This is a genomic window from Leptolyngbya boryana PCC 6306 (genome assembly GCF_000353285.1).
In the GTDB taxonomy this organism is placed as follows: domain Bacteria; phylum Cyanobacteriota; class Cyanobacteriia; order Leptolyngbyales; family Leptolyngbyaceae; genus Leptolyngbya; species Leptolyngbya boryana.
Genome location: NZ_KB731324.1, coordinates 1,879,606 through 1,904,988, shown reverse-complemented (window position 1 = coordinate 1,904,988; position 25,383 = coordinate 1,879,606). Strand labels below are relative to the sequence as shown.

The window sequence follows — 25,383 nt, the reverse complement described above, 5'->3', positions numbered from 1 at the left end:
ATTTCAACTCCTATTCATTCAAATTTGGTTCAACCAAGGCAAGATAATCGGGCATATCGTTTATCGATGCTCCCTCCACCACACTGGACCAATTGCTGGTCATAAAGCTTTCTATCTCATCGGCATCAGCCACCGGATAAGGCGTTTGTCCAGGTCGCGTGATCACCGTTGCCAAAAGGCAGGCAGCAATTCCAGTCACTAGAAAAATCAGCGATCGCGATCGCGCAGAACTGCGCGGCAGGGATTGAATAATCTGGTCTTCTAAGCCGAGGGCAGGAGGGGGAGGATTCGACCGATGACGTTGGAGAAACTGAGTCAGATCCTCGTCATCTTCAGGAAAAGGTTTCATAATTGGACTCCTTGACGATCGAGAAATTGACGCATCGCACCACGCGCATGAAACAATCGAGATTTAACTGTACCTACTGGAATTTGTAGAATGTCCGCAATTTCTTTTTGCTGCATTCCTTCTAAATCATGCATCACCAAGACCGTTCGATGGTCAAAACTTAAGTCTTGTAATCCTCGCCTAACAATATCTTCGTAATGTAATTGCATGAGATCCGGTGCATCCTGCTGCTTGGAAGCTTGTTGAGTCAAAACTTCTAAGCGCGATCGACCTTTTGCCGCAGATTGCCGATAGTCGGATGCAACATTCCAAACAATTCGATAGAGCCACGTCGAGAATTGCGAAGACTGCCGAAATTTAGGCAATCCTTTCCAGACTCGCAGAAACACTTCTTGAACCAGATCATCAATGGCGTAGACATCACAAAGTTGGTAGAGCAAAGCACGCACACGCGGATGATAGCGACGATACAGATGACGGAAGCTCTGAGTATCTCCCTCGATCGCAGCTAAAATCAGTTCGCGATCGCCCTGATCCGCAGAATTTGAGGAAGAATCATTTGCTTGCACCGGAAATGTAGAACCTATCCAAGAAATTGCTACCGCTAACACTGAAAGATGTGCCTTCAATTTATTGAGGATACTCTTTTGACTGCACTAAGTTCAAAAGAGTTCAATCGGTCAACCCCAACTTCACCGAACCGCAATCTCGCTCTGTTGGGTCGATTATTCTCCTGGGAATACTAGGCTCACTAATTTTCCATCCATCTAAGGAAAGATATTTTATGTATGGCTTAGTGAATAAGGCAATTCGCGACATGGTTTGCGCTCATTTTGGTGAGGCAACTTGGCACGAAATTCGACAAAAAGCTGATATTGAGATCGACGTTTTTCTGACGATGGAAGGATATCCTGATGACTTGACTCATCGGTTAGTGAAAGCAGCCAGCCAGGTCTTGGGACTCTCTTCTGCCGAAATCATGCAGGCATTTGGTGAATTTTGGGTGCAGTATACCGCAGAAGAAGGGTACGGAGAATTGATGGCAATGAGTGGAGAGAACTTACCCGAATTCTTGCAGAATCTCGATACCCTCCATGCACGAGTTGGCGTTGCCTTTCCCAAACTTCAGCCTCCTTCGTTTGAGTGCACTGAGACAGATGAAGCATCAATAACTTTGGAATACCACACGCATCGAGAAGGACTCGCCCCCATGATTGTTGGATTGGTTAAGGGCTTAGGCAACCGATTTGAGACTGAGGTAGAAGTGACCCAGACACAAAGCAAAGCAGAAGGGGCTGACCATGATGAGTTTGTGATTCAATACCATCAAGACTAATCACCTATGACTTCACCTGAGTTGCCCCGTGAAGCTTGGAGCCTACCCCCGCATCTCTTTACGACCGCATTTCCCTTTCACTTTGTTTACGATCGCAGTTTAACGATCATTCAAACCGGGGAAGTGTTGCAACGTATGAGCCGAAAACCCTTGGTTGGCAGTTCCCTCCTCGATCACTTCAAAATCAGCCGTCCAAGAATACAACTCGAGTTTGAGGCAATTCAGAAACAGTCGCAGGCTCTATTTTTGCTGGAACTCCTGCATAGTGATCTACACATTCGAGGGCAAATGGTGTATGTCGAAGAACAAGATGTCATCTTCTTTCTCGGTTCCCCTCGGATCAATGACACCCAGCAATTAGCCCAATTGGGTTTGAAATTTAAGGATTTTGCGATTCACGATCCGATCATCGATTTTCTGTTTTTAATGCAAGCCAAAAATGCAGCACTCAACGAAGCCCGCCAGTTAACCCAAGATCTCTCTCAAACGATCCAGGAATTGCAGCAAACCCAAATGCAATTGGTGCAAAGTGAGAAGATGTCTAGCCTAGGACAATTAGTGGCAGGCGTTGCTCATGAAATTAATAATCCCGTCAACTTTATTCACGGAAATTTGCATTACGTTGAGAAGTATATGCAGGACTTATTGGATATGCTGCAAGCTTACGAGCGATCGTATCCGCATCCGGACGCGACGATCGTCGATTTGAGCGAAGCGGTTGATCTTGAATTTCTCCGTGTGGATTTACCGAAAGTTTTAGCTTCGATAGATATCGGTACGATTCGGATTCAAGAAATTGTTAAATCCTTAAGGAATTTCTCCCGCTTGGATGAGGATGGCATGAAAATTGCCGATATCCACGAGGGAATCGATAGTACTCTGTTGATTCTGCAAAACCGCCTCAAGTCAAAAATAGACCGCCCAGAAATTAGAATCATTAAAAATTATGGCAATCTGCCCCCTCTGAAATGTTATCCGGGGCAATTGAACCAGGTTTTTATGAACTTGCTCGTGAATGCGATCGATGCCCTGGATGAAGCTGCATCCCAATGCTCAAAACAAGAGTGTGAAGCTAATCCAGCTACCATTACGATCACTTCAGAGATGCAGTCTGAGCATTCCGTTTCGATTGTGATTGCCGATAATGGTACGGGTATTCCAACTTCAATTCAAGCGAAGTTGTTTGACCCGTTTTTTACCACTAAACCTATAGGTCAAGGAACAGGACTGGGACTCTCAATTAGCTATCAGGTGATTACAGAGCGGCATAAAGGCACGATCCAATGCATTTCAGAACTCGGACAAGGGACTCAATTTTGTATCACTTTACCGATTTCATAAGCCGCGCAATAACTGATCCGCTACAATTTATCGACTTAGCATAGGATTGAGAAGGAGAAATCATTCTTTTTGCTTATGTCTGCGTCGCCTCAAGTTGTTCTGATCACGGGTGCATCTGCGGGAATTGGAGCCGCACTTGCTCAAGCCCTCGCCGATCGCATTCCCAACATTCGATTAATTTTAGCGGCGCGGAACTTAGCCAAGCTTGATCTTGTTGCCGATCGTGCTCGAAAAAAAGGAGCCGAAGTGCTCACCGTTGCAACAGATATGGCTGAGCCGGATCAAGTGAAAGCGTTGGCAAACACCGCGATCGAGAAATTTGGCAGAGTTGATGTGTTAGTCAATAATGCGGGGTATGGGCAAATGGGACCGATCGAACTGATGCCGATCGAGGCAGCTCAGCGCCAGTTTCAAGTCAATGTGATTGGCGCGATCGCATTAATTCAAGCCCTGATTCCGGTGATGCGAGATCAAGGGGGCGGCAAAATTATTAATGTCAGTTCGCTTGGAGGACGGATTGCATTTCCATTTTGTGGAATGTACAGTGCTTCTAAATTCGCTCTAGAATCGCTCAGTGATAGTTTGCGGCGAGAATTAGAACCGTTTAATATTCGAGTTAGTGTGATTGAACCCGGTCCCGTCAGTACAGAATTCTTTGATGTGGTGGAGCGGGAAGTGAATATCACGATGCCGGACGGGAAAGATACACCATATCGCGCAGCTTTTGAGAATCTAGATAACCTAGATAAACTCACAAAAAGCCAGGCTTGGAGTTCTGACAAAGTTGCAGCGGTCATCGTTAAAGCTATCATGGCAGAATATCCTCAACCCCGATATGTAGCAGCGACGGCGGGTGGATTCCTGTTGTTTATGATGACTAAGGTGTTACCGACATGGATCGTCGATCGCTTTTGGCAGAAGTTTTACGGCATCGATCGAGTCGCCAAAGAGTGGAAAAATCGTCAACGTCAGCCCTCCCTGTAATGAATTTACTCGAATACCAAGCCAAAGACTTATTTCGTGAAGTTGGAATTCCAGTGCTTCCAGCCCAACGAATTGAGCGTCCTACTGATTTGAAAGCACTGAAAATTCCTTACCCCGTGGTGCTGAAATCGCAGGTTTACGTGGGCGAGCGGGGACGAGTCGGCGGAATTCGTTTTGTCAGTAATACGATCGATGCCATTGCTGCCGCTCATTCGATTTTCAATTTATCGATCGTCGGCGAATACCCCAAAGTTCTCTTGGCTGAAGCGAAATACGATGCTCAGCAAGAATTTTATCTGGCGGTTGTGTTAAATCGCTCGATTCGTCGTCCTGTCTTACTGGGATCGAAGAAAGGCGGGATCGATGTTCAGACCTCGATCGACGAGATGCAGCATGTGGTCGTCGATCAAGAATTTTCCTCATTCTATGCGCGTCGATTAACGATCAAAATGGGACTAAGTGGCGATTTGATCAACTTGGTCAGTGATGTGGTGGAGCGAATGTATCGCCTGTTCATTGATAAAGATCTCGATTTAGTCGAAATCAATCCCTTGGGCGTGAATGCCGCAGGCGAAGTCATGGCACTCGACGGAAAAGTCAGCGTGAATGATGCAGCCCTAGGACGGCATCCAGCGCTTGCTGCTTTGGATAACCGACCCCAAAAATTTGTGCTCGATCGCTTACCGGATTCGCTCACGACGATCGATGCCGATGGACAGATTGCCATTCTTTGTAATGGGGCAGCTTTGACCATGGCAACGATGGATTTAGTCAGTCAAGCGGGTGGCAAGCTCCTGCACTATCTCAACATTGGCAGCGAAACCCATCACGATTGGCAACCTGAAACGCTCTGTGACCGGGTTGACCAAGGCTTGAAAATGCTGTCGCAGAACAAGCAAGTCAAAGTCATTTTAGTGAACCTCGTCGGTGGAACGGTTCCGAGCGATCGTATTGCTTCAACGATCTCAAAATTTCTCCAGCGTCCGCCTGCGCCTCCGATCGCGATTGGGGCACATAAAGATAATCTCCGGATTAGCCGAGGCGTGCCAGTTCCTAAGCTGGTGATTCGGCTGTTGGGCACCAACATGAATGAAGCGAAAGAAATCCTAGCAAGCACTCCCGCCTTGGTTCTAGACGATCTCGATAGCGCGATCGAGCAACTGATTGCTTTCACAAAGCGGCGCGAAGGTTAAGACGGTATTAACCTTGTCTTAACCAAAATATAATTCGAGTGTTTTTACGGATTTTTTGCTTGACCAAATCGTTTCTTTTTTGGAGTTTGGCAAATCTAGGCAACTGTGCCTTAACTCACACAACTATAATTCTAGGGATGACTTGATCCTGGGAATAGCGTTATCATAACGGGATCTACGAGAATGCTTCGAGCAGATTGCAATTCCGTAGTGATATTAGAAATACGAATACTTGTGTCATAGAATGCTGAACCTAAACGGATTGTATCGCCAAAGTCAACCGTCTATAGTTCTAGCGAAAAGCTCATTTTGAACAGTTTCGCGCGCCATTCAGCGGAATGATTTTTAGTCTACCAGCGATCATCTATTTCTTATGATATTTACGCCAGCCAGCAAAGTGATTGTGCAAGGCATTCTGGAACCATTGGGAGAAATTTATACTCCTTTGATGCAGAAGTACGGAACTCAGATTGTCGCAGGGGTTAGCCCTGGCAAAGGAGGTCGTTCGCTGGCTGGAATTCCGGTATTTGACATGCTGGAGCAAGCGATCCCGAAACTGGGATCGATCGATACAACGGTAATTTTTTCGCCCCCCTATGCTGCCTTAGACGCTGCCTTAGAAGCGATCGCAGTTGGAATTCGTCAGATTATTCTGATTAGCCAAGGGATTCCTCCTTTAGATATGGTACATCTGATCCGTAAAGCTGAGGCAACCGATACGCTCATTGTGGGACCTAATAGTCCAGGTGTGATTGTTCCAGGGCAAATGCTCCTCGGGATTCATCCTCCAGACTTTTATCGACCTGGGTCAGTCGGATTGGTGAGTCGAAATGGAACCCTAACGTATGAGGTAGCTTGGGTGTTGTCACAAGCGGGCTTAGGGCAATCGATCGCGGTGAGTATTGGCGGCGATACGATTATGGGTTCGACGTTTCCGCAGTGGTTGCAGATTTTGGATGAAGATCCTCAGACCGATGTGATTGTACTGGTTGGGGAAATTGGCGGAGATTGTGAGGAAGTGGCAGCGCACTATATTGCAGAAGCGATCGATAAGCCTGTCGTTGCCTATGTTGCGGGTCGGAGTGCACCCCGCAATCGCCGGATGGGACATGCTGGCGCGATTATTGATTCGCAGGCAGCAGATCTAGGACCAGATTTAGGCACGGCTGAAAGTAAGGTGGCGGCATTTAAGCGGGCAGGCATTCCAGTGGCGGAAAGACCTTCAGAAATTCCTGAGTTGGTCAACCGGATTCTGAAAACCTCTGTGAAAAAAGCAATCTAAAGCCCGAACTTCGCAGACCCATTTCTATTGCTTTTCTGGGTTGGATCGATTCGGGGAATCAAATGGATCATCTTGGAATGCTTCTCGAACCGAGAATACCTGTTGGGGAATTCCGATCGAGATCCCCGCTGCGTCCAAGGCTTGTTTGACTCGCCGCCGGAATTCTCGCCCGACCACGGCTGGTTGTAAAGGTTGGGTTTTAATCCAAGTTCGTAAGGTAATCCCTGCATTGCTAAAATCCTCAACGCCTAATACTTGAGGGGCTTCGAGAATTTTGGTGTGCCAGTCGGGATCTGCGCTGAGATCTCTGCCAACTTTTTCGATCAGCTGAATTGCGCGATCGACATCTGCATCGTATGAAATGACAATCGACAAATCGACTCTTGACCAATCTTTCGAGAGATTTTCGACGATCGCGATCGAACTATTGGGAATCGTGATTAATCGTCCATCTGCACTACGAATCTGAGTAATTCTGAGACTAATAAATTCGACTAATCCACTGACATCATCGACTTGAATAATATCGCCTACGGCATATTGATCTTCAAATAAAATGAGAAATCCATTGATCATATCTTTGATCAAATTCTGAGACGCTAAAGAGATACCAATCCCAATAATTCCTGCACCCGCGAGCAATGGCAGGATTTGAATTCCGATAATCGATAGAATAATCACAATGCCAATGCTAATCCACATTAAGCTGAGGATACCTTTTGCAACGCCCGAAAACGTTGAAACTCTCAGTGCCACCCGTTGAGAGGCATCTGGCGTTGATTCAGAAATATCAAGTGCTCCGAAGATGCGATCGACGATCAGATCACTCAATCGAATCACCAGATAAGTCGCAACAATAATTCCAAGAACCTTTAATGGTGTTGAAAGGACGAGCGGTTGGAGGGGACGCGAATCTGGAAAGAGTCCCAAAATGAAATAGATGCCAGCCATCCAGATTCCGATCTGCATCAGTTGCAGCGATCGCCGTTGCATATCTTGCAAGGTTCGCTCCCGCCTACTTTTCATCTGTTGTTTGACAGTGAGTTGAGTGCGAGGACTCGCTGTTTCTGGTGTGTTCGGCAAAATGTCAGCAGGGGACGGCGTTTCGTCTTCAAGCAGCCTTTGTCGCTTGCGCAAATATTTTTGCAAGCGGGAAACGAGCCAACTGAGTGCAAACATGCCACCCAGAGTCGCGATCGCTTTTCCCGTTTGTTGCGTGATCACTTCAGGCTGTCGTTCCCGTTCCGCTTCGAGTAAAGCGGTGCGAATGATCCGAGTGAGTTCTTCTGCATAAGGAGTCGGTTCTTGTCCCTGAAGTTGAGCATCCAATGTTGTCACGGTCATCAAATACCGTTGATTGATGGAAATGATCGGCAGGTTGCTATTTGCGTCTAGTGTGGAATTAACTTGAAGGTCAGGGGCGTTCCGTTGATTTGCGAATCGTTGCAAGGTGGCTTCAATACTTTGACGACGAACTGCGATCGCGCTTCTTTGGTTCGGTTGATTCGGCTGAGCCGTCGCAGGCAGCGCGATCGTGAAGAGTTCCCGTCCGTCAAGTTGAATCCCGGTCGTGACAATATCGGTGCTATTGATTTGGGGAAGGGCAATTTTAGGAGTTGGCAGAATTGGGGTTTGTGCCAAAGTCGTTGGACTAAGCACTAGGATTAGGCTCAGAGCAAAACCGAAAAGAAAGCCGAAACGACGCAACCTTAAGCCTCCTATTTTTAAATACAGCATTGGATTGACAGAGTTTGATCCCCTGACTAGATCCAGTTGAAATTTAGTCTCGATCGACCAAGATAACCAAACTGAGTGCGCGATCGATTCTCCACCGCGATAGAACTTCTGACAAAAAAAGATCTCCGAAAACTCGAAGATCAGGCATTCGTTGACGACTTTGGTGACAACTGAACGGTTACAACTGAATGATTTTTGCAGTCACAGCCATACTTTCCTCGTACAGCACATCCTGCCCGACCCGCTGAAGCTGTTCACTCAACAACGTTTCAGCCTTCTGATCATTCAGTGGGGTCACTTGATTGATCCGGCACGCCTGGGCGCCCCCTCCTGCTTCCATTCGCATACATCCAGTCGTCTGAGAACACAACACTGTGCAGCAATCCGCGCGCAAATTCGTCGAAGACAGTTTCAAGCTCACCATATCGCCTTTCACTTCTCCCACGTCTGCGGTCGGAATCCCCGCAAGTTCCGCCTCAATTTTGCGCCCGTTCGCCGCCATAAAGAAGACGCGCTGCAAATCATAAATGTCATTTTCTTTTTCGCGCGAGACCGGCTCCCACTCCAAACGACTGGCTAACCAACCGAGATACATCAATGCTTGTGCAGAATTGCCTTTTTCGTAATCAATGACAACTTGATCGACTTCCCAAATTGCATCCCGCCGCTCCGGAGCATCAAATGCTTCTGCTGCAAGTTCCTGCCAAGCAGCTAACCGTCGCCAATTGAGGTCAGTGACAAACACACCCTCTTCACGTAAGTTCGCAAGCTTTAAGAGTTCTGCTTCAGCATCCGCAGCAAACCGACTGGAATCAAAAATAATCTGATTGGAAAGCTTCGACAACCGTTGAAAGAGCGGTTGATCAAGATGCGGTGCGCCCTTCCACCAAACAATCCGGGGCAATTCGCTAATCAGTAAAGAAGTTGCTAAGTCACTGGCTCGATTCAAAGCGGCTTCTGTTCCTTTCAACGAAACATACTCACAACAGACGAGAGCCGCCTGATTGGCTTTATTGATTGGACAGTAAGCCGAAACCTGAGCCGAAACGCCTTCATCTTCTCCCGCAAAAGGAAACAGCGAAATAATTCGACAAGGATTTTGGCTCGCAACGACATCGGCAATTCCAGAGCCTGCTGCATCTGATACATAGCGAGGGGCTTCTGAGTTCTGAGTCGGAATTTCTCCCTTTCGCTTGGCTAGGTCCTCGCGCAGCTTCGCTAACAGTTCAGGACTGGAATATCCGTTCACTTCCAGCCCATAAGCTGCCTGTGCAACCCGAATGGCAGCTTCGGTTCTCGGACCGTCAATCCCGTCCACGGGACCAGTATAAAAGCCCATCATCGCCAACAATCGCTGGGTTTCTTCTGGTTCATAAACGACTAAGGTAAACGTTGTAGCCCGGGTGGCAACCATACCTGAATTATCACCACCAACTTCTCGATACCCTTGCCAAATTTGATTTAGCTCTTGTTCGATCTCATTGAGCGAGACATCCTTAGGAGCTTGGAGTGAAACGAGTGGAGCAGATTTAGGAGCCATAACACTGCGGAGTTTTAGAGTTTGGAGTTTGGAGTTTAGAGTTTGGAGGCTGAGTCAAGCGATCAGCTATCCAACCTCAGGCAAGCTTCTGAAGAATCTGGAGTTTAGAGTCTGGGCAGTTCGATCGCTCATCCAATCTCTAAACCCCAATTTCTCTAGAGTCTTCGCCAACGACGACCATCACGGTTAATCAACTGCTCAGCTTCAGAAGGTTCCCAGGTTCCAGCTTCATACTGAGGCATCAGGCTCGGATCAGTGCGGGCTTCCCAAGCGGTTAGAGCAGGGGTGACAACACGCCACGCGGCTTCTACTTCGTCAGAACGGGTGAACAGCGTTTGGTCGCCCATCATGCAGTCGAGCAGTAGGCGATCGTAGGCTTCTCCTCCGGTTACGCCGAACGAAGACCCATAACTGAAGTCCATTTCCACCGATCGCGTTCTCAGATCCGCTCCCGGCATTTTGACTTCAAACCGCATGCCAATTCCTTCATTCGGTTGCAGCCGCATGACGAGAACATTCGCATTTGCCTGCTTCGCTGCCGACTGAAAGATCAAATAGGGAACATCCCGGAACTGAATGGCGATTTCGCTGACTTTCTTCGGCAGGCGTTTTCCAGTGCGGAGATAGAAAGGAACCCCTTGCCATCGCCAGTTATCGACCATAAATTTCATCGCCACATAGGTCGGAACGAGCGAATTCGGATCGACTCCCGGTTCTTCTCGATATCCTGGCACCTGCTTGCCTTTCATCCAGCCTGAAGAATACTGTCCCCGCACGGCGGAGTGTTCTAAGCGAGCCACATCCGCGAGGTGAGTCGCTTGAATCACTTTCACTTTCTCAGTCCGAATGCTATCAGCATCGAGTGAGTTCGGTGGCTCCATTGCTGTCAGACAAAATAGCTGCATCAAGTGATTTTGCACCATGTCTCGCAGAGCGCCAGAAGATTCGTAATAACCCGCTCGATCTTCAACGCCCACAGTTTCAGCAACGGTAATTTGAACATGATCGATAAATTGGCGATTCCACAACGGCTCAAAGATCGCATTGCCAAATCTGAAGACTAATAAGTTTTGAACCGTTTCTTTGCCGAGATAGTGATCGATCCGATAAACCTGATGTTCTTGACAGACTTCATTCACCACGCGGTTGAGCGCTTGCGCCGAACTGAGATCCCGCCCAAAGGGTTTTTCAATCACGAGGCGTGTTTTCTGCGCGTCTTTGAGCATTCCAGCTTTACCGAGTTGCTGAATGGCTTCCGGGAAGAATTTCGGTGCAACCGAGAGGTAAAAGACTCGATTGCCTCTTGTGCCTCGAATTTTGTCGATTTCTTCTAGGCGTTGTTTGAGTTTTTGATAGCTGTCTGGGTTATCAATGTCACCGGGACAGTAGAACAGTCCTTGCGCGAAGTCTTGCCACAGCGCATCGGAGCCAACGCCATCGGAGAATTCTTCAACGCCTTCTCGCATTTGTTCGCGGAAGTAATCATCGCTCCATTCACGACGGGCGACACCAACGATCGTTAATTCTGGAGGGAGTCTCCGCTCTCGCTTGAGGTGATAGAGAGCCGGAACAAGTTTGCGTTTCGTCAAATCGCCGGATGCCCCGAAGAACACAATGATGTTCGGTTCGGGCATTCGTTGCTGTTGAAGTCCAACGCGCAGAGGATTCTGTAAGAGAGTAACCATATTGGGAGGGGAAATCAGGGGAGTGAATTTCGGAGTGCAGAGCTAATGAAGAGAGTAGCTGAGAGCCTGTTAGTTGAAGTCGCGACGAACAGATAAGAACACTTACAGTTATGGAGATGGGATAGACCATCTGTGCGGTTTTGTCTGTCCGCCGCGATTTCTATGGATTGGGGGCGTTATCCAAGACTAAACTTAGACTGCAGCTAGTCGATCGACCTTTTCTTGCAGCGAAGCCATCAACGATTCAAACGGCTGCACAAACTTTGCAATGCCGTCTTCTAGCAGTTCCGTCATCACTCCGGCAAGATTGATATTGATATCGGGATCGTTCAAGCTTTCAATCAAGTTGTAAGCTTCTTCAACGCCAGTATCGATACGAGAAGCCACGTCACAATGATCTGCACAGGCTTCGATCGTGGCTGGCGGCAACGTATTTACGGTATCCGGACCAACCAGTTCATCGACGTACATCACATCGCTGTACTCTGGATTCTTCGTTCCGGTACTTGCCCAGAGCAGGCGTTGAACATTCGCACCTTTTTCTTTCAGGGCGAGCCAACGGGGATCATTAATGATCGTCTTGTACTCTTGGTAAGCAATTTTGGCGTTCGCGATCGCAATTTTTCCCTTCACAGCACGTAGCTTCGCTTCTTGTTCAGCAGTATCTACACCTTTTGCTAATTTTTCGTCGATTTGAGCATCGATACTACTATCAATCCGGCTTAAGAAGAAACTAGCAACTGAACCAATTTTGCTGATGTCTTCGCCTTTTTCAACGCGTTTTTCTAAGCCTCGAATGTATGCCCAAGCCGTGTTGACATAGCTTTGAACCGAGAACAATAGCGTCACGTTGACATTGATCCCATCTGCAATCACCGCTTCCACCGCAGGCAATCCGGCTGACGTACCAGGAATCTTGATCATCACATTGGGACGACCAATTTCTTTGTAGTATCGACGCGCTTCTTGAATCGTCTTCTCGGTATCGTTGGCAATATTGGGCGGAACTTCGATACTCACATAGCCATCCAAACCGCCGGACTCTTCATACACAGGCAGAAAGATGTCACAGGCATTGCGAATGTCATCAAAAATCAGCGACTCATAGAGTTCGAGCAACGGCTTACCCGCACGAATCCCTGCTTCGATATCCGCATCGTAAATTTTGTTTCCTTTAATCGCTTTCTCGAAAATCGCTGGATTCGAGGTTAGTCCGCGTAATCCACGCTCTTCAATCATGCGCTTAAGTTCGCCGGATTGAATCAGATCGCGCGCCAAGTTATCCATCCAGATACTTTGACCGTAATCTTTGATTTCGAGAATGTGGTTTACCGTTACCATGGGGTCTGCTCCTATTTGTACGAACCTAAAATTGTCTTTTCTCGGATGCGCTCTTGAACAAAGGATTCAACCAGCGCAACATCTTCGGTGCTTCCAATGATCAATGGAACCCTGTCGTGTAACTTATCAGGAACAACATCTAGAATTTCCTGGGTTCCAGTGCTTGCCCGCCCACCTGCTTGTTCTGCCAAAAATGCTAACGGCGAAGCTTCGTAAAGCAATCGCAGCTTGCCTTCTGGCTTTTTGACTGTACCGGGATAAAGGAATACACCACCTTGATACAAAATGCGGTGAAAATCACCAATCAACGCGCCGCCATAGCGTGCGGTATAGCCTTCATGCCGATGCACGTAGCGAATAAAATCCCGGTAGGACTCTTCCCACTGCCAGAAATTCCCTTCATTGACGCTGTAGATTGCGCCATGTTCAGGAATTCGGATATTTTCATCCGCTAAGATAAACTCTCCCAAACTTGGGTCAAGCACGAAGGAATGCACCCCTTTGCCGATCGAATAAACCAGCATCGTGCTCGGGCCGTACAGAATGTAGCCTGCGGCGATCTGTTTGCGACCGTGACTCAATAAATCCTGTGCTGTTCCGTCTGCGTCGTCTCCTTCTTGCTGTCGAATCGCAAAAATAGAGCCAACATTGATATTGATATCGACATTCGAGGAGCCATCGATCGGGTCATATAGCAACGTATATCGACCCAAAGGGCAGTTCTCTGGAATGTAATAGGGTTCGTCCATCTCTTCTGAAGCCAGGCGACAGACTAGCCCACTCTGCTTAAACACAGAGATAAAGACCTCATTGGCATAGAGATCCATTTTCTTGACAGACTCGCCTTGAATATTTGTACTGCCCGTAAATCCTAAAACGCCTTCCATCAACCCGGCGCGACTGAGGCGACGAGCGATGAGTTTTCCAGCAAGCGCAATTCGCGACATGATCGCACTCAAATCCTGAGCATCGGCTGAAAAACTTTGCAGTTGTTCCAGAACATGACGAGAGAGAGTAGTGCAGTCTCGATCGAGGGTCAAATCGCGATCGAGCAGAGGTTGAGCATCGACCATTCCAGTTTCCTCCCTGAGATCAGGGTTTTTATTTCACACGTCTCTAAATTAGTAAAGGCGACTGTGCGGATACTTCTATCTTAAGAAGGCATTCTCGAAACGGGGCGTTCTTTAAGATGAGCTAAAGAATGTCAATCCATTTAAGTAAGCAATGATACGGAGACAAAGCTGAATGCCTCAGAATTAGAATCTGTCAACGATTAAAGGAACTAATTCTTGAGGAGACTGAATCAAAAAATCAGGATGATTCGCTTGTAAAATCTCAGTAGAATTCAATCCCCAAGTTGCCGCGATCGCGCACACTCCACTTTTTCTTGCCGCTTCGATATCACGGGTTTCATCCCCCACGTAATAGACCTGAGACGGATGGAATTGATGCTGGCGCAAAATCTTAAGAATCAGGCGACTTTTGCCAAACAAAGCATAGCTTGCCGAAACAAAATCGAATGTCGAAGTTAATTCTTGGATTCTGAGAAATTCCTGAATATTTCTAACTGAATTTGTCGAAACAATTCCTAATAAATGTCCATGCTCTTTCAAGAGTAAAAGCGTTTCTCTCATTTCTGGGAAAAGCTGTAAAGAGGAAATTTCTCGATTGAGTTCTTGCGTAAAACGTCGAATCAAAAATGGGAGTTTCCAAACCGGAATTCGGGATCGGCGTAGGGCTTCTCGCGATCCGAGTTGCTTGAGTTCTTCTAAGGTTTCTTCATCAAACGGCGGAAAGCGAAACTCAGCCGCTAATCGATTCGTGATCGCAATTCCAACTTCGACACTATCGACGATCGTGCCATCAAAATCGAACAAGATAACTTTCACAGGTGAAGGTATGAAACGATAAAGCCAACAGCAAGATTAATACTTATTTACAGGGTAATCAACTTTGATATCAATTTAATCCTACTTTTCTCAGGTTCCTCTATTCTGAGAGTTAGAGATCTTAGCGCTACGTTCCAGTCTCTTCACACTTCAATCTGAGAGGAATTTCATATGTCGCAACTTCATGCTGCTGAGTTCTTCAAATCGGTTCGCAATGATCAGGCATTGAAAACCCGATTGCAGGCAACAAGCGATCCGCAGACGTTTGTGAAAATTGCTAGCGATCGAGGCTATCAGTTTACAGAAACTGAGCTAGAGAATGCATTGGAACAATTCCCGGAATCCGAATTGGCTGCGATTTTTAATCCTGGTGTTGGGGGGCGGCAACGGTTAATTCCACGATAGCCTCTAGAGTGAGTGAATTATCGGGGGTTGGATAAATCCCCGATTTTTGCTGTCACACCATTCCAAAATTGTTGAAAGATTGCGTTAAGCTTGATTCCGACTATTTTGGCGAAATGTTCCATGCGCTACTCTTCTTTCGTGTGCTTCGTTAGTTTGCTGCTTGTGACGAGTTGCACAGCTCCGAAAACCGCAGATTCTCCGACTGCATCTCCAAATCCGACACCGGAAGAAGCCCGCCGTACGCTGACATTTCCGCCTGCTCCCCCGACTGCACCTTTATCAGTTTCTCCAACTTCTCCAGTCGATCCCAACACTAGCGCGATCGTTCAAAAGTATTTGAGCCAGATCTCTGCTCAAGGCTATCCGCAAACGGTTCAAGGCATCTGGATGCAATCCGGCAATACGTTATTAGCGCAGAATCAAGGAACTATCCCTCTGTCTGCTGCCTCTTTAACGAAAGTTGCCACCTCTCTTGCAGCCCTTCAGACTTTCGGAATTGATCATCGGTTTGAAACGGTCATTGGAACCAATGGCACGATCAAAGACGGCGTTCTCAAGGGCGATCTGATTCTTCAGGGCAATGGTAATCCTCTCTTTGTCTGGGAAGAAGCGATCGCAGTTGCCAATGCGCTTTCACAACTGGGCATCAAAAAAGTTACGGGCAACCTGATTGTGTCGGGTCGCTTCTTTATGAACTTCAATCCAGAATTAGACGCGTCAGGTGAGTTATTTAAGCAAGCCCTGAATGCGAGTACTTGGACAGGCGAAGTTGCTGAACAGTATGCTACCTTACCTGCTGGAACTCCAAAACCCCAGATTGCGATCGCGGGCAATGTGAAAGTTGCAGCCAATCCCTCAATCGCTCAAACCTTAATTCGACATCGTTCTCTACCTTTGCCGGAACTGCTGAAAAAGATGAATCGCTATAGCAACAATGCGATGGCAGAGATGGTCGCACTTGCGGTTGGTGGAGCAAAAGTGGTTGCTTTGAAGTCTGCACAGGCAGCAGGTGTCCCTCAACAAGAAGTGATTCTCGTCAACGGTTCAGGACTCTCTCCAGAAAATCGGATTTCGCCGCGTGCAGTATGTGCGATGTTTCTCGCGATCGAGCAATATCTCAAACCGAGTCAAATGACCGTGGGAGATATTTTTGCGATCGTGGGTGAGGATGCTGGAATTTTGGATCAGCGAAAGCTGCCCAAAGGATTAGTTACAAAATCCGGAAGTTTGAATGAAGTTAGTGCGCTCGCAGGAGCATTGCCGACGAGCCAGAAAGGAGTGGTTTGGTTTGTCGTGATGAATGGCGGAGGCGCAAACTTAGAAGGGTTCCGGGCAGGGCAAGAGTCGCTAGTGAATACTTTTGCAAATCAGTGGGGAGCAGTTTCAGCAGTTCCCGCCCAATTGGCAGCAAATCGCGATCGCGCAAGTTTGAAATCCTTGATTGAAAAAGCAAACTGATGGGAACGTGTAACGCAACGTTTTGAAATCGATGCTTGATTGAAAAATTGAACTGATTGAAACCCTAGCTTGAACGCATATCAAGCTAGGGTTTCAACTTTGATCTGAAAAAACTTTCCGTCCCCAGGTTGACACAGAGATTCAAACTGACTATAGTACCTAAGTACTAAAAACATTTGTATTACCCAAATCTCGTTGAGGAAAACGCCATGAACGGATTAGGTACACGCAGCAGACCTCCCAAAGAGACCATTGGAGTTTCACATCGCACGATCGCTCTAGATGCTGGAAACTATGATCTCAAGTTTTGGAACGGTGCAGGACATCCAAGAGCGATTCGCTCTGTGAGGTTTCAACTCCCTCAAGGACGCGATCCCGTTCGTTTCTCGGATCACTCTCCCTTGATCGAGTTACCCGATGGAACGCGATATCATTTTGGCACACAAGCGTATAAGTATCGCCGCCAGCAACAAACTGTTGTAGAAAACAAGGTCGATTTGTCGCGGTTGCATCTGTATGCTTGCCTAGAACCGGAACGCGATGAACAACTGAGCCAGTTTCCACTGCATGTCTATGCGTCTACTCCTGATCCAAACCGCAATGCAGCAGAGATCAAAGCTCAATTGATGGGAGTGCATGAATTCAAGCGCAATGGAATTCCATTTAAAGTTACAGTTGAACACGTTGAAGTAGAACGAGAAGGAATCGGATCATATCGTTATGCGCAACAGTTAGGACTCATTCCTGACAACGGCTATACGATCGTCGTAGACATCGGTGGCGGAACCTGGTTAACACGGCTCGTCGATGCAGAAGGCGATGTAATTGATGAAAACGTGATGGATCGCGGAGGTTCTTATGAACTCGCCACATCAATTAGCTTCGATCGCCGATTGATTGATGGCTTGGGTACAACCGTTGATCCGGCGATCGTCATGGATGGCTTCAAGTCCGGGCATGTCTATGCCGACACAGGACTCTCTTGGTCATTGTGGTTAGAAGAGTATTTAGATCCCTGGTTTAAAGGGATTTTCCAAACGATTAAGGCACAGTACACCCCTTATATGCCGCGCGTGACTCGATTTTTAGTCACAGGTGGCAGTTCTCATTTGATTGCAGAACGGCTTGCAGGACGAAAATTGTTTGCGGTGATGCCGGATCCGCAGTTCGCAAATGTTCGTGGATTGTTTCCGATCGCAGAAGGATGGCAGCTATGTATGACAACAAAGTAAGACTGAGCAAAGATGTGATTGAAAAAGCAGAATTGATTGCAGAAGAATGGGGATTGAAAAATTCTCGCGCTGCGATCGAGGCTGTATTTCGCAAGTATGCAGATGATTATCTATACGGACGATTGCAAGGTACAACGATGATTCATGCACCCCAACCGATCGTCGATCGAGATAGTCAGGCAGTTGCATGTGATGCGATCGACGAATTGGATGATTTGTTGGGATTGTAAGTTCGATTGTTGTAGATCGATTCTTAATTTGTCCAAAGCGTAGAGTCAAGCCTAAATGACGAAAAGAATCGGTCTACTCCTCTGTGCTTCTAGCCAGGCCTGCGGATGAGCATTAATCCTGATCAAGTTTGCGTGGGGTGAAATTTGCGATAAAGCATAGCTCGGATCGGTTCGCCTCGAATTAAATGTCGATCGACGATCGCTCCCACTTCTTCCGGTCGAACGCGATCGTACCAAATCTGATCGGGCAAAACGAGTACCATCACACCATTCCCACACTGACCGAGACAGCTAGAAGGCTCGATTGTTACTTCAGCAGGCGCAAGCGATCGAAAGGCTTGAATCACCTTCGCTGCGCCCTTTTTTCGGCAAGACTGATGCTGACAAATTCGCACCGTCAGCATGACTCAGAATCGGGTAAAAGCCCTTTAGTTGCTAACCACTCCCGATTGAACAACTTAGATTGATATCGACTGCCTCCATCACAGAGAATCGTCACGATCGTATGTCCGGGACCCATTTGTTTTGCGAGTGCGACTGCCGCCCCAACATTGATCCCCACAGACCCACCGAGGAATAAACCATCTTTTTCGAGCAGTTGATACAGCACTCGCAGCGCTTCTCGATCGTCGATTTGAATTGCATCATCCGCAGGCGCACCCTGCATATTTGCCGTCACGCGACTATTGCCAATCCCTTCTGTGACTGAGCTGCCTTCAGAAACCGTCTCACCCGTTTTGACATAGCTATAGAGCGCACTTCCCATTGGGTCAGCCAGCACACATTTAATTTGAGGATTCTTTTCTTTGAGATAGAGCGCTACCCCGGCATAAGTTCCACCCGTTCCGGTCGCAGTCGTCCAGACATCAACTTTTCCATCTGTCTGTGCCCAGATCTCAGCCGCAGTGGTTTCATAATGAGCGCGACGATTTGCCAGGTTATCAAACTGATTCGCCCAGACCGCATTCTCCATTTCTGACGCAATTCTGCCAGACAGGCGCACATAGTTATTCGGATCTTTATAAGGCACAGCCGGAACCGTTCGGACTTCTGCGCCCAAGGTTCGCAATAAATCGATTTTCTCCTGAGATTGCGTCTCTGGAATAATGATCAAACACTTATAGCCTTTCGCGTTGCAAATATGGGCAAGTCCAATCCCTGTATTACCTGCGGTTCCTTCAACAACCGTTCCGCCAGGCTTTAGAAGTCCTTGTCTTTCCGCATCTTCAATAATGTAGAGTGCAGCGCGATCTTTCACAGAGCCGCCTGGATTGAGGAATTCCGCTTTTCCTAGAATTTCACAGCCTGTTTCATCACTGAAGCTATTGAGCCGAATTAAGGGAGTGTTGCCGATCGTATCTACGAATCCGTGTTTGATATCCATGCCAGTTTTTGCGCGATGTGTTCCCTATTGCCATTTTGACGGATTATAGAATCGTTTGGTGCGCAGGAGTTGCAATCAAATTGATATAATCAAGCCTCACTCACATTCAGACGCAACCCACCCATGCAGTTTATTGATCAAGCAGAAATTCAAGTTCAGGCAGGCGATGGCGGCGATGGAATGGTGTCTTTTCGTCGTGAGAAGTACGTCCCGGCTGGAGGCCCAAACGGCGGCAACGGCGGACGCGGTGGCTCGATCGTGTTACAAGCCGATGAGAATTTACAAACGCTTTTAGACTTTCGCTATATGCGATTGTTCAAAGCCGATAACGGGCAAAAAGGCGGAACGAGTAATTGCACTGGCGCTTCAGGACGCGATCGCATTATTGAAGTTCCGTGTGGCACGATGATTTATGACCTCGAAACAGACGAACTGATCGGGGATCTAACCACGCATGGTCAAACGCTGAAAGTTGCCGAAGGCGGAAAAGGTGGACTCGGAAATCATTGTTTTCTCAGTAATCGCAACCGTGCGCCAGAGAATGCGTTTCCAGGACAACCCGGAGAACTGCGATCGCTACGACTCGAACTCAAACTTTTAGCAGAAGTTGGCATTATCGGCTTACCCAATGCAGGTAAATCGACGTTGATCTCAGCGCTCTCTGCTGCACGTCCCAAAATTGCAAATTATCCTTTCACAACGCTCGTTCCAAACTTAGGCGTGGTTCGTAAACCCAGTGGGGATGGAACTGTTTTTGCCGATATTCCAGGGCTGATCGAAGGGGCACATATGGGAATCGGATTAGGGCATGATTTTCTGCGCCATGTGGAGCGGACTCGATTGCTGTTGCATCTCGTCGATGTGACTGCAGAAGATCCCATCGCAGATTATCAAACCATTCAAGGTGAGTTAGATGCCTATGGTCGCGGATTAAGCGATCGCCTGCAAATTCTTGCGATTAACAAATTAGACACCGTTGATCCAGAGAGTGAGGAAGTTCAAGCGATCGCGTCTCAACTTGAACAACTCAGCGGCACATCGGTTTATCGAATCTCAGCGGCAGCGCATATGGGATTAGATTCCTTGATGCAACGAGTTTGGCAAGAGCTAGATGAATTGAAGTCCCAAGAAGAAGAGGAATTGCAAGCATTGGAACAACTCCAATCCACTCCATCTCTCGTCGAGAGTTAATTTCAAACCTCCAAGGCGAATGGAAAACCTTGGAGTGTTCACCTGAAATAGGCAAGCTGCGTTGAGCGGAGCCGCAATGCCCAAAATTTTCAGCTTAACGGGTTGAGCATCGGGGAGATAGAAGAACCGAGAAAAATCTGAAATTATAGTTGCCGCTCCCTATTTCACCCCTCCCTATCTCACCACTCTGCAAAACTAACGTCGTAAACTCCTACAACGCGACCGCATTCCTGACCTGACCTGCATCCAACGCCTGCAATGCCACTATTGCCGACTGAAGCCGTCGTTCCAGTGTAGTTTCCGTCATCCATTGCAACCAATCGACAAAGACTGGGCTGACATCAACCACCGCTTCCAAATCAAAGCGACTACCTTTACGCGGAAGCTGTGAGGGTTGAAGTCCTGTCAGGGCTGTCATAATCGTCAAACCCAAACTATATAGATCAGAAGCCGTTACCGATCGACCTGTATATTGCTCTGGCGGTGTGAAGTCGTGTGTATTCACCAAAGTGAATGCTGAAGTCCCGTCTTGCCGATTCAAAATCGTTTTCACCGAGCCAAAATCGACAAGGTGCACTCGGCGATCGCCAAGTAAAATGTTGCTCGGTTTGATATCCCGATGCACGATCGAGGGATTACGACCTTGCAAATAGATCAAGATATAGAGCACTGACTTCGCAATCTGTCTAGCTTCTGCTTCGGTAAAGGTGCGACCTCGTTTGAGACAATCTGCCAAAGATTTACCGGCTACGTAAGTTTGAACGAGTGCCAGTGCTCGACCTCCAGGGAGGCGATGTTGGAAGTAGCCCAAATACTTTGGAATACAAGGATGAGAAAGAGACTTTAAAGTTTCGACTTCTCGATCGAACAGTTTCAGGTCATCCGGACGCAAGTCTTCATCCGAACACAATAATTTCACCACAACCCGTTCTTTGGCATGGAGATCGTGTGCAAGTAACGTCCAGCGTCCTGCATGTTTCCCTAATTCTCGTTCAACTTGATAACGATCGCCCAGGATTTGCCCTGCCATAATTTCACCGAATTCTAGAGCCGTTATAGCTTTGATAATTTACCAACCGCAAGCTGATATCCTTATATAGCTAGGAATTTGAGCAAAAGTTCATCGCTCTGCCCCTATCCTTTATCTCTGATTTAATATGTCTTCAATTTCAAATCCTTCGCTGCGTCAACAGCAACATCCCCTAATCCGAAATTTAGCGGATGCGATCGAGCAAATTTGGCATGAGCATTTAGACCTTTCGCCTTATCACCTCCCTGAAGATTTGGGGTATGTAGAGGGACGTATGGAAGGGGAGAAATTGGTAATTGAAAATAAGTGTTTTCAGACTCCTCAATTTCGGAAGTTGCATTTAGAGCTAGCGAAATTGGGTTCTTCGCTCGATATCTTGCACTGTGTCATGTTTCCTCGCCCAGAGTATGTGCTGCCAATGTTTGGTGCGGATTTAGTCGGTGGAAAGACCGGGCAGGTGAGTTTGGCGATCGCGGATCTCTCGGCATTGAGTCACGATCGCCAGTTGCCACTTGAATATCAGACCGAGTTGAAAGCAGTTCCCGAAACGAAATTTGTGCAACGTCGGGCAGTTCCAGAGTGGGGGGATATTTTCTCGGATTTTTGTTTATTGGTGCGTCCGGGCAGTGCGGAAGAGGAGAATGCGTTTCTCGATCAGGTGAAGGCATATTTGAAGATTCATTGTCAAAGAGCGATCGCGACTGCGCCCACTCCGGAGCGAAAGGCAGAAATTTTGGCAGGTCAGCACTATTACTGTTCTCAGCAGCAAAAGAATGACAAGACTCGGCGAGTTTTGGAGAAGGCATTCGGGGAAGCTTGGGCAGATCGCTACATTACGACAGTTTTGTTTGATTTGCCTGAGTGATGTCACGAGCGAACGGGAATCTTAAGCAGAGATTTTCGTTGCGGTGTCACTATGCCAAAAGTAAAACCTCCCCTACCGTGGGAATGCTCTACCAAATCTGCTTATGTACCGCTTTCTTTTGAGGGAGAAGTGGTAGGATTTTGTCGCCCAGATTGTGCAACTGAGATTGCCAAATCACTCAATGAGGCGGAGGTGCTTCAAAAGGCATTGCAATTAGCGTGTTATGAGTTGGTTGCGCGATCGGGTGGGTCTTCAGAAAGCGTAGGTGAGTTGGTAAAGCGCTATCTTGCAAAAGCAGAGCGCCCACTCCAAGGCAGTGCATTGATTGCGGTCTTGCTAAAAGAACGTCAGATCGATTTGGATCTGACAGATGATGAGTTTGCCAAGTTCTGTGATTCTTATCGATTATCGCGAGCAGAACTGCGCGAGATTTATAGTGGAGAAGAGATTGAAAGTCATCAATTGATTCCCCTGTCTCGGATTTTAGGGAAGACCGTCGATGACATCATTGAAGCGTGGAAGGGCGATGATTAGGAATCTACGAGAAGGTTCGGTCATGTGCTAGGTTCGTATATTCTCACAGAATACCTTGCACTCCCAACTCAGTTTCTCCTGAACTAAACGCTTGTCGATCGATCACCCAAACGGCATACAGCTTAACCTTGTTTCAAAAACTCTTATCTCTACGGATAGAGCAAATGATCAGGGTCAAATCTCTACGATTGGGGGCAATCGAAACCGCATCGATAAAGATTTTGTAATCTAGGAGAATCATTCATGTCCAACGCGAAAGCGTACTCCGCCGCCAGTGCAACCTCGCCCCTGGCTTCCGATACGATCGAGCGTCGCGATCTAACCGAACAGGACGTACAAATCGAAATTCTTTTCTGTGGCGTTTGTCATTCTGACCTGCACATGGTGCGCAATGAGTGGAGCGTCGCGCCTACGGTTTATCCGATCGTTCCGGGTCATGAGATCGTTGGTCGTATCACTCAAGTCGGCTCAGCAGTCACCAAATTTAAACCTGGCGATCTTGCAGGAGTGGGCTGTATGGTCGATTCGGATGGCACTTGTCCCCAATGCAAAGCAGGTTTAGAGCAGTTCTGCCCGAACATGACTCTTACGTATAACTCTCCGGACAAGCACCTTGATGGTGTCACCTACGGCGGCTATTCGGATAGCATCGTCGTCGATCAACGCTTCGTGCTGCGTGTCCCCTCGAATCTCGATCTTGCTGGAGTTGCGCCCCTGCTTTGTGCTGGTATCACTACCTATTCGCCCCTGCGCCACCATGGCGTGACTAAAGGCAAAAAAGTAGGAGTGGTTGGTCTTGGCGGACTAGGACACATGGGCGTGAAGTTTGCTCATGCACTTGGAGCGCACGTCGTCGTCTTCACAACTTCACCTGACAAAAAGGAAGATGCGCTCCGGCTTGGTGCTGATGAAGTGGTCGTCTCCCGCAACTTGGACGAGATGCAGCAGCATGTGAACAGTTTCGACTTCATTCTCGATACGGTCGCCGCCAATCACGACATTAACGCCTATCTCAATCTACTTCGGCTCGATGGCAATATTACCCTAGTTGGTGCGCCTCCGAAGCCTCTGGAGGTCGCAGCATTCAGCCTGATCATGGGTCGGCGCAATCTTTCTGGCTCCAACATCGGTGGGATTGCCGAAACTCAAGAGATGCTCGACTTTTGCGGCGAACACAACATCACAGCCGATGTTGAAGTTATCCCGATTCAAAAAGTCAATGAAGCTTACGATCGACTGCTCAAGTCCGATGTCAAGTATCGTTTCTCGATCGATATGGCATCACTCAAATCTGAATAATTTATTAACCCGCCAGTCACTTGTTTAACGGCGGCTGAAATTGCAGTCGTTGAACAAGTGACTGGATTGCTATTGTGCTGACAGCACACAAACCTCTTAGTTTCTTAACTGAGTGGGAGATGATAATTGGTTGCCTGTTTTATTGAGAAATGCGTCCACACTCCAGATTCCTGAACCATGAGCTGCCATGTAGAGGAAAATGAAACAGTAGAGAACTGCAAGCTCACCACCATTGACGATCGGGAGAAATCCTTTGGAAGCATGTGCGATAAAGTAAGCGGCTGCCATCTCACCACTCGCAAGAAATGCAGCATAGCTTCCCCAGAGTCCCAAGGCAACGAGTAGACCGCAAAGAACTTCGAGTACTCCGGCTATGCCAATTAATGATGTGATCGGAACCGGAGCTTTACCACTTGGAATCCCGAATATTTTCTGCGTTCCATGCAGCAGAAAGGACAATCCTACAATGATTCGCAAGATTGCATAAATATAGGGTGAGTATCGAGTCAGCATGGTTGTAATCTCTTTCCTCCGTGTAGATAAGTTATGTGCCTTTTGAGGGATGAAAATTTGATAAAAAACAAACGGAATTGATGATCGCATTAGCATAGGCGATTCCTCAATTTTCTTCATCTATCGAATTCAGTAAACGAAAGCAGAACTAAGCAGTGCAGATTACTTCTCTCTCCTATCAATTCTCCCTACCCAGGCGACTTTGACTCAGATTGACTGACGACTCGTTAGAAATGTTTGCGCTTGCGGCTCGCTCGGTGCCTGCTGCTGAGACAGATGTGCTCAGCAAAATAGTAAAGCTGATCGAAGGTGCGATCGCTCCGACAGCGAATTTATAGTTCATAGTAAAAAATTTGTAAAACTGATAGAGTTAGACCGAACGAATCGGATAGAGGTTGAGGTTAGTGTGCAAAGCAAGCAATGATGAAATCGCAGCTGCACCATATATCTCAAAGTGAACTATAGAAGAACCTATTATTCACATTCTGAGCCAGTTGAATGTTCGCGATCGCACTCAAGCTGCAATGGTTTCCAATAGATTCCCGCCCTTGTTAAACAAATCGGA

General features: G+C 47.4%; 26 protein-coding genes. 14 read left to right on the top strand and 12 right to left on the bottom strand.

The genetic code is table 11. The features are described from left to right. Window positions 1–10 precede the first annotated feature (10 nt). Both LEPBO_RS36625 and LEPBO_RS0109435 read right to left on the bottom strand, forming a co-directional pair. Window positions 11–349, bottom strand: a complete 339-nt coding sequence (locus LEPBO_RS36625; RefSeq protein WP_017287312.1) for a hypothetical protein — start codon at window positions 347–349, stop codon at window positions 11–13. Next, a complete protein-coding gene (locus LEPBO_RS0109435; RefSeq protein ID WP_225903959.1) occupies window positions 346–960 on the bottom strand; it encodes a sigma-70 family RNA polymerase sigma factor in 615 nt (204 codons plus the stop codon). Before LEPBO_RS0109435 ends, LEPBO_RS36625 begins: the two co-directional genes overlap by 4 nt. 173 nt (window positions 961–1,133) lie before the next feature. Between LEPBO_RS0109435 and LEPBO_RS0109430 the strand changes: the two genes are divergently transcribed. From LEPBO_RS0109430 to LEPBO_RS0109410, 5 genes are all read left to right on the top strand, one after another. Then, window positions 1,134–1,685 (top strand): heme NO-binding domain-containing protein, encoded by a 552-nt coding sequence (locus LEPBO_RS0109430; protein ID WP_017287310.1) that lies wholly within the window; start codon window positions 1,134–1,136, stop codon window positions 1,683–1,685. 6 nt (window positions 1,686–1,691) lie between these two features. After that, complete coding sequence (locus LEPBO_RS0109425; protein ID WP_017287309.1) at window positions 1,692–3,026, top strand: sensor histidine kinase; 1,335 nt, start codon at window positions 1,692–1,694, stop codon at window positions 3,024–3,026. Window positions 3,027–3,101: 75 nt separating this feature from the next. Next, window positions 3,102–4,010 (top strand): SDR family NAD(P)-dependent oxidoreductase, encoded by a 909-nt coding sequence (locus LEPBO_RS0109420; RefSeq protein WP_017287308.1) that lies wholly within the window; start codon window positions 3,102–3,104, stop codon window positions 4,008–4,010. Then, window positions 3,920–5,203, top strand: coding sequence for a succinate--CoA ligase subunit beta (locus tag LEPBO_RS0109415; RefSeq protein ID WP_225885705.1), 1,284 nt, complete (start codon window positions 3,920–3,922; stop codon window positions 5,201–5,203). Before LEPBO_RS0109420 ends, LEPBO_RS0109415 begins: the two co-directional genes overlap by 91 nt. A 373-nt stretch (window positions 5,204–5,576) precedes the next feature. Then, window positions 5,577–6,485: a succinate--CoA ligase subunit alpha gene (locus LEPBO_RS0109410; protein ID WP_017287306.1), complete on the top strand. Its 909-nt coding sequence runs from the start codon at window positions 5,577–5,579 to the stop codon at window positions 6,483–6,485. Window positions 6,486–6,509: 24 nt separating this feature from the next. On the opposite strand, the gene LEPBO_RS36620 is transcribed toward LEPBO_RS0109410, so the two are convergent. The 6 genes from LEPBO_RS36620 to LEPBO_RS0109375 all read right to left on the bottom strand — a co-directional run bounded on the left by LEPBO_RS36620 (window position 6,510) and on the right by LEPBO_RS0109375 (window position 14,677). Next, a complete protein-coding gene (locus LEPBO_RS36620) occupies window positions 6,510–8,144 on the bottom strand; it encodes a mechanosensitive ion channel family protein (protein ID WP_051077786.1) in 1,635 nt (544 codons plus the stop codon). A gap of 256 nt (window positions 8,145–8,400) precedes the next feature. Continuing rightward, on the bottom strand, window positions 8,401–9,762 hold the full coding sequence (opcA, locus tag LEPBO_RS0109395; RefSeq protein ID WP_017287304.1) for a glucose-6-phosphate dehydrogenase assembly protein OpcA: 1,362 nt from the start codon (window positions 9,760–9,762) through the stop codon (window positions 8,401–8,403). A gap of 155 nt (window positions 9,763–9,917) precedes the next feature. After that, window positions 9,918–11,447, bottom strand: coding sequence for a glucose-6-phosphate dehydrogenase (zwf, locus tag LEPBO_RS0109390; protein WP_017287303.1), 1,530 nt, complete (start codon window positions 11,445–11,447; stop codon window positions 9,918–9,920). A 192-nt stretch (window positions 11,448–11,639) separates the two neighbouring features. Beyond that, window positions 11,640–12,788, bottom strand: coding sequence for a transaldolase (tal, locus tag LEPBO_RS0109385; protein ID WP_017287302.1), 1,149 nt, complete (start codon window positions 12,786–12,788; stop codon window positions 11,640–11,642). Between the two features lie 11 nt (window positions 12,789–12,799). Next, window positions 12,800–13,861 carry a class 1 fructose-bisphosphatase gene (fbp, locus tag LEPBO_RS0109380; RefSeq protein WP_017287301.1) on the bottom strand — a complete coding sequence of 354 codons (1,062 nt, stop codon included), beginning with the start codon at window positions 13,859–13,861 and terminating at the stop codon, window positions 12,800–12,802. A 183-nt stretch (window positions 13,862–14,044) separates the two neighbouring features. Then, a complete protein-coding gene (locus LEPBO_RS0109375) occupies window positions 14,045–14,677 on the bottom strand; it encodes an HAD-IA family hydrolase (RefSeq protein WP_036044517.1) in 633 nt (210 codons plus the stop codon). A 171-nt stretch (window positions 14,678–14,848) separates the two neighbouring features. Between LEPBO_RS0109375 and LEPBO_RS0109370 the strand changes: the two genes are divergently transcribed. From LEPBO_RS0109370 to LEPBO_RS0109355, 4 genes are all read left to right on the top strand, one after another. Beyond that, window positions 14,849–15,082 (top strand): Nif11-like leader peptide family natural product precursor, encoded by a 234-nt coding sequence (locus LEPBO_RS0109370; RefSeq protein WP_017287299.1) that lies wholly within the window; start codon window positions 14,849–14,851, stop codon window positions 15,080–15,082. A 162-nt stretch (window positions 15,083–15,244) separates the two neighbouring features. Further along, window positions 15,245–16,540, top strand: a complete 1,296-nt coding sequence (locus LEPBO_RS0109365) for a D-alanyl-D-alanine carboxypeptidase (RefSeq protein WP_197693279.1) — start codon at window positions 15,245–15,247, stop codon at window positions 16,538–16,540. A gap of 209 nt (window positions 16,541–16,749) precedes the next feature. After that, entirely contained in the window at window positions 16,750–17,772 is a 1,023-nt protein-coding gene (locus LEPBO_RS0109360; protein WP_017287296.1) for a ParM/StbA family protein, read from the top strand. Beyond that, window positions 17,754–18,002, top strand: coding sequence for a hypothetical protein (locus LEPBO_RS0109355; RefSeq protein ID WP_017287295.1), 249 nt, complete (start codon window positions 17,754–17,756; stop codon window positions 18,000–18,002). Before LEPBO_RS0109360 ends, LEPBO_RS0109355 begins: the two co-directional genes overlap by 19 nt. 122 nt (window positions 18,003–18,124) lie before the next feature. Here LEPBO_RS0109355 and LEPBO_RS0109350 read toward each other — a convergent pair whose 3' ends face one another. Both LEPBO_RS0109350 and LEPBO_RS0109345 read right to left on the bottom strand, forming a co-directional pair. Continuing rightward, on the bottom strand, window positions 18,125–18,406 hold the full coding sequence (locus LEPBO_RS0109350) for a (2Fe-2S) ferredoxin domain-containing protein (protein ID WP_017287294.1): 282 nt from the start codon (window positions 18,404–18,406) through the stop codon (window positions 18,125–18,127). Beyond that, window positions 18,400–19,386 (bottom strand): cysteine synthase A, encoded by a 987-nt coding sequence (locus tag LEPBO_RS0109345; RefSeq protein ID WP_017287293.1) that lies wholly within the window; start codon window positions 19,384–19,386, stop codon window positions 18,400–18,402. The genes LEPBO_RS0109350 and LEPBO_RS0109345 overlap by 7 nt, the downstream gene beginning before the upstream one ends. Window positions 19,387–19,509: 123 nt before the next feature. Between LEPBO_RS0109345 and obgE the strand changes: the two genes are divergently transcribed. After that, window positions 19,510–20,577: a GTPase ObgE gene (gene obgE / locus LEPBO_RS0109340; RefSeq protein ID WP_017287292.1), complete on the top strand. Its 1,068-nt coding sequence runs from the start codon at window positions 19,510–19,512 to the stop codon at window positions 20,575–20,577. 211 nt (window positions 20,578–20,788) lie between these two features. Here obgE and LEPBO_RS36615 read toward each other — a convergent pair whose 3' ends face one another. Next, window positions 20,789–21,607 (bottom strand): serine/threonine protein kinase, encoded by an 819-nt coding sequence (locus tag LEPBO_RS36615; RefSeq protein ID WP_017287291.1) that lies wholly within the window; start codon window positions 21,605–21,607, stop codon window positions 20,789–20,791. 127 nt (window positions 21,608–21,734) lie between these two features. On the opposite strand from LEPBO_RS36615, the gene LEPBO_RS0109330 reads away from it, so the two are divergent. From LEPBO_RS0109330 to LEPBO_RS0109320, 3 genes are all read left to right on the top strand, one after another. Beyond that, the gene (locus LEPBO_RS0109330) at window positions 21,735–22,472 is read left to right on the top strand and encodes a phycocyanobilin:ferredoxin oxidoreductase (RefSeq protein WP_017287290.1); all 738 of its coding nucleotides are present in this window, start codon (window positions 21,735–21,737) and stop codon (window positions 22,470–22,472) included. 51 nt (window positions 22,473–22,523) lie between these two features. After that, window positions 22,524–23,006, top strand: coding sequence for a hypothetical protein (locus LEPBO_RS0109325; protein WP_017287289.1), 483 nt, complete (start codon window positions 22,524–22,526; stop codon window positions 23,004–23,006). A gap of 243 nt (window positions 23,007–23,249) precedes the next feature. Continuing rightward, the gene (locus LEPBO_RS0109320; RefSeq protein WP_017287288.1) at window positions 23,250–24,305 is read left to right on the top strand and encodes an NAD(P)-dependent alcohol dehydrogenase; all 1,056 of its coding nucleotides are present in this window, start codon (window positions 23,250–23,252) and stop codon (window positions 24,303–24,305) included. Between the two features lie 96 nt (window positions 24,306–24,401). Here the strand turns inward: LEPBO_RS0109320 and LEPBO_RS36610 are convergent, their stop codons facing one another. Then, a complete protein-coding gene (locus LEPBO_RS36610) occupies window positions 24,402–24,818 on the bottom strand; it encodes a DoxX family protein (RefSeq protein WP_036045594.1) in 417 nt (138 codons plus the stop codon). Between the two features lie 212 nt (window positions 24,819–25,030). Here LEPBO_RS36610 and LEPBO_RS44360 point away from each other — a divergent pair, with 212 nt between their 5' ends. Beyond that, window positions 25,031–25,156 carry a hypothetical protein gene (locus LEPBO_RS44360; RefSeq protein WP_263970824.1) on the top strand — a complete coding sequence of 42 codons (126 nt, stop codon included), beginning with the start codon at window positions 25,031–25,033 and terminating at the stop codon, window positions 25,154–25,156. Window positions 25,157–25,383: the final 227 nt, after the last annotated feature.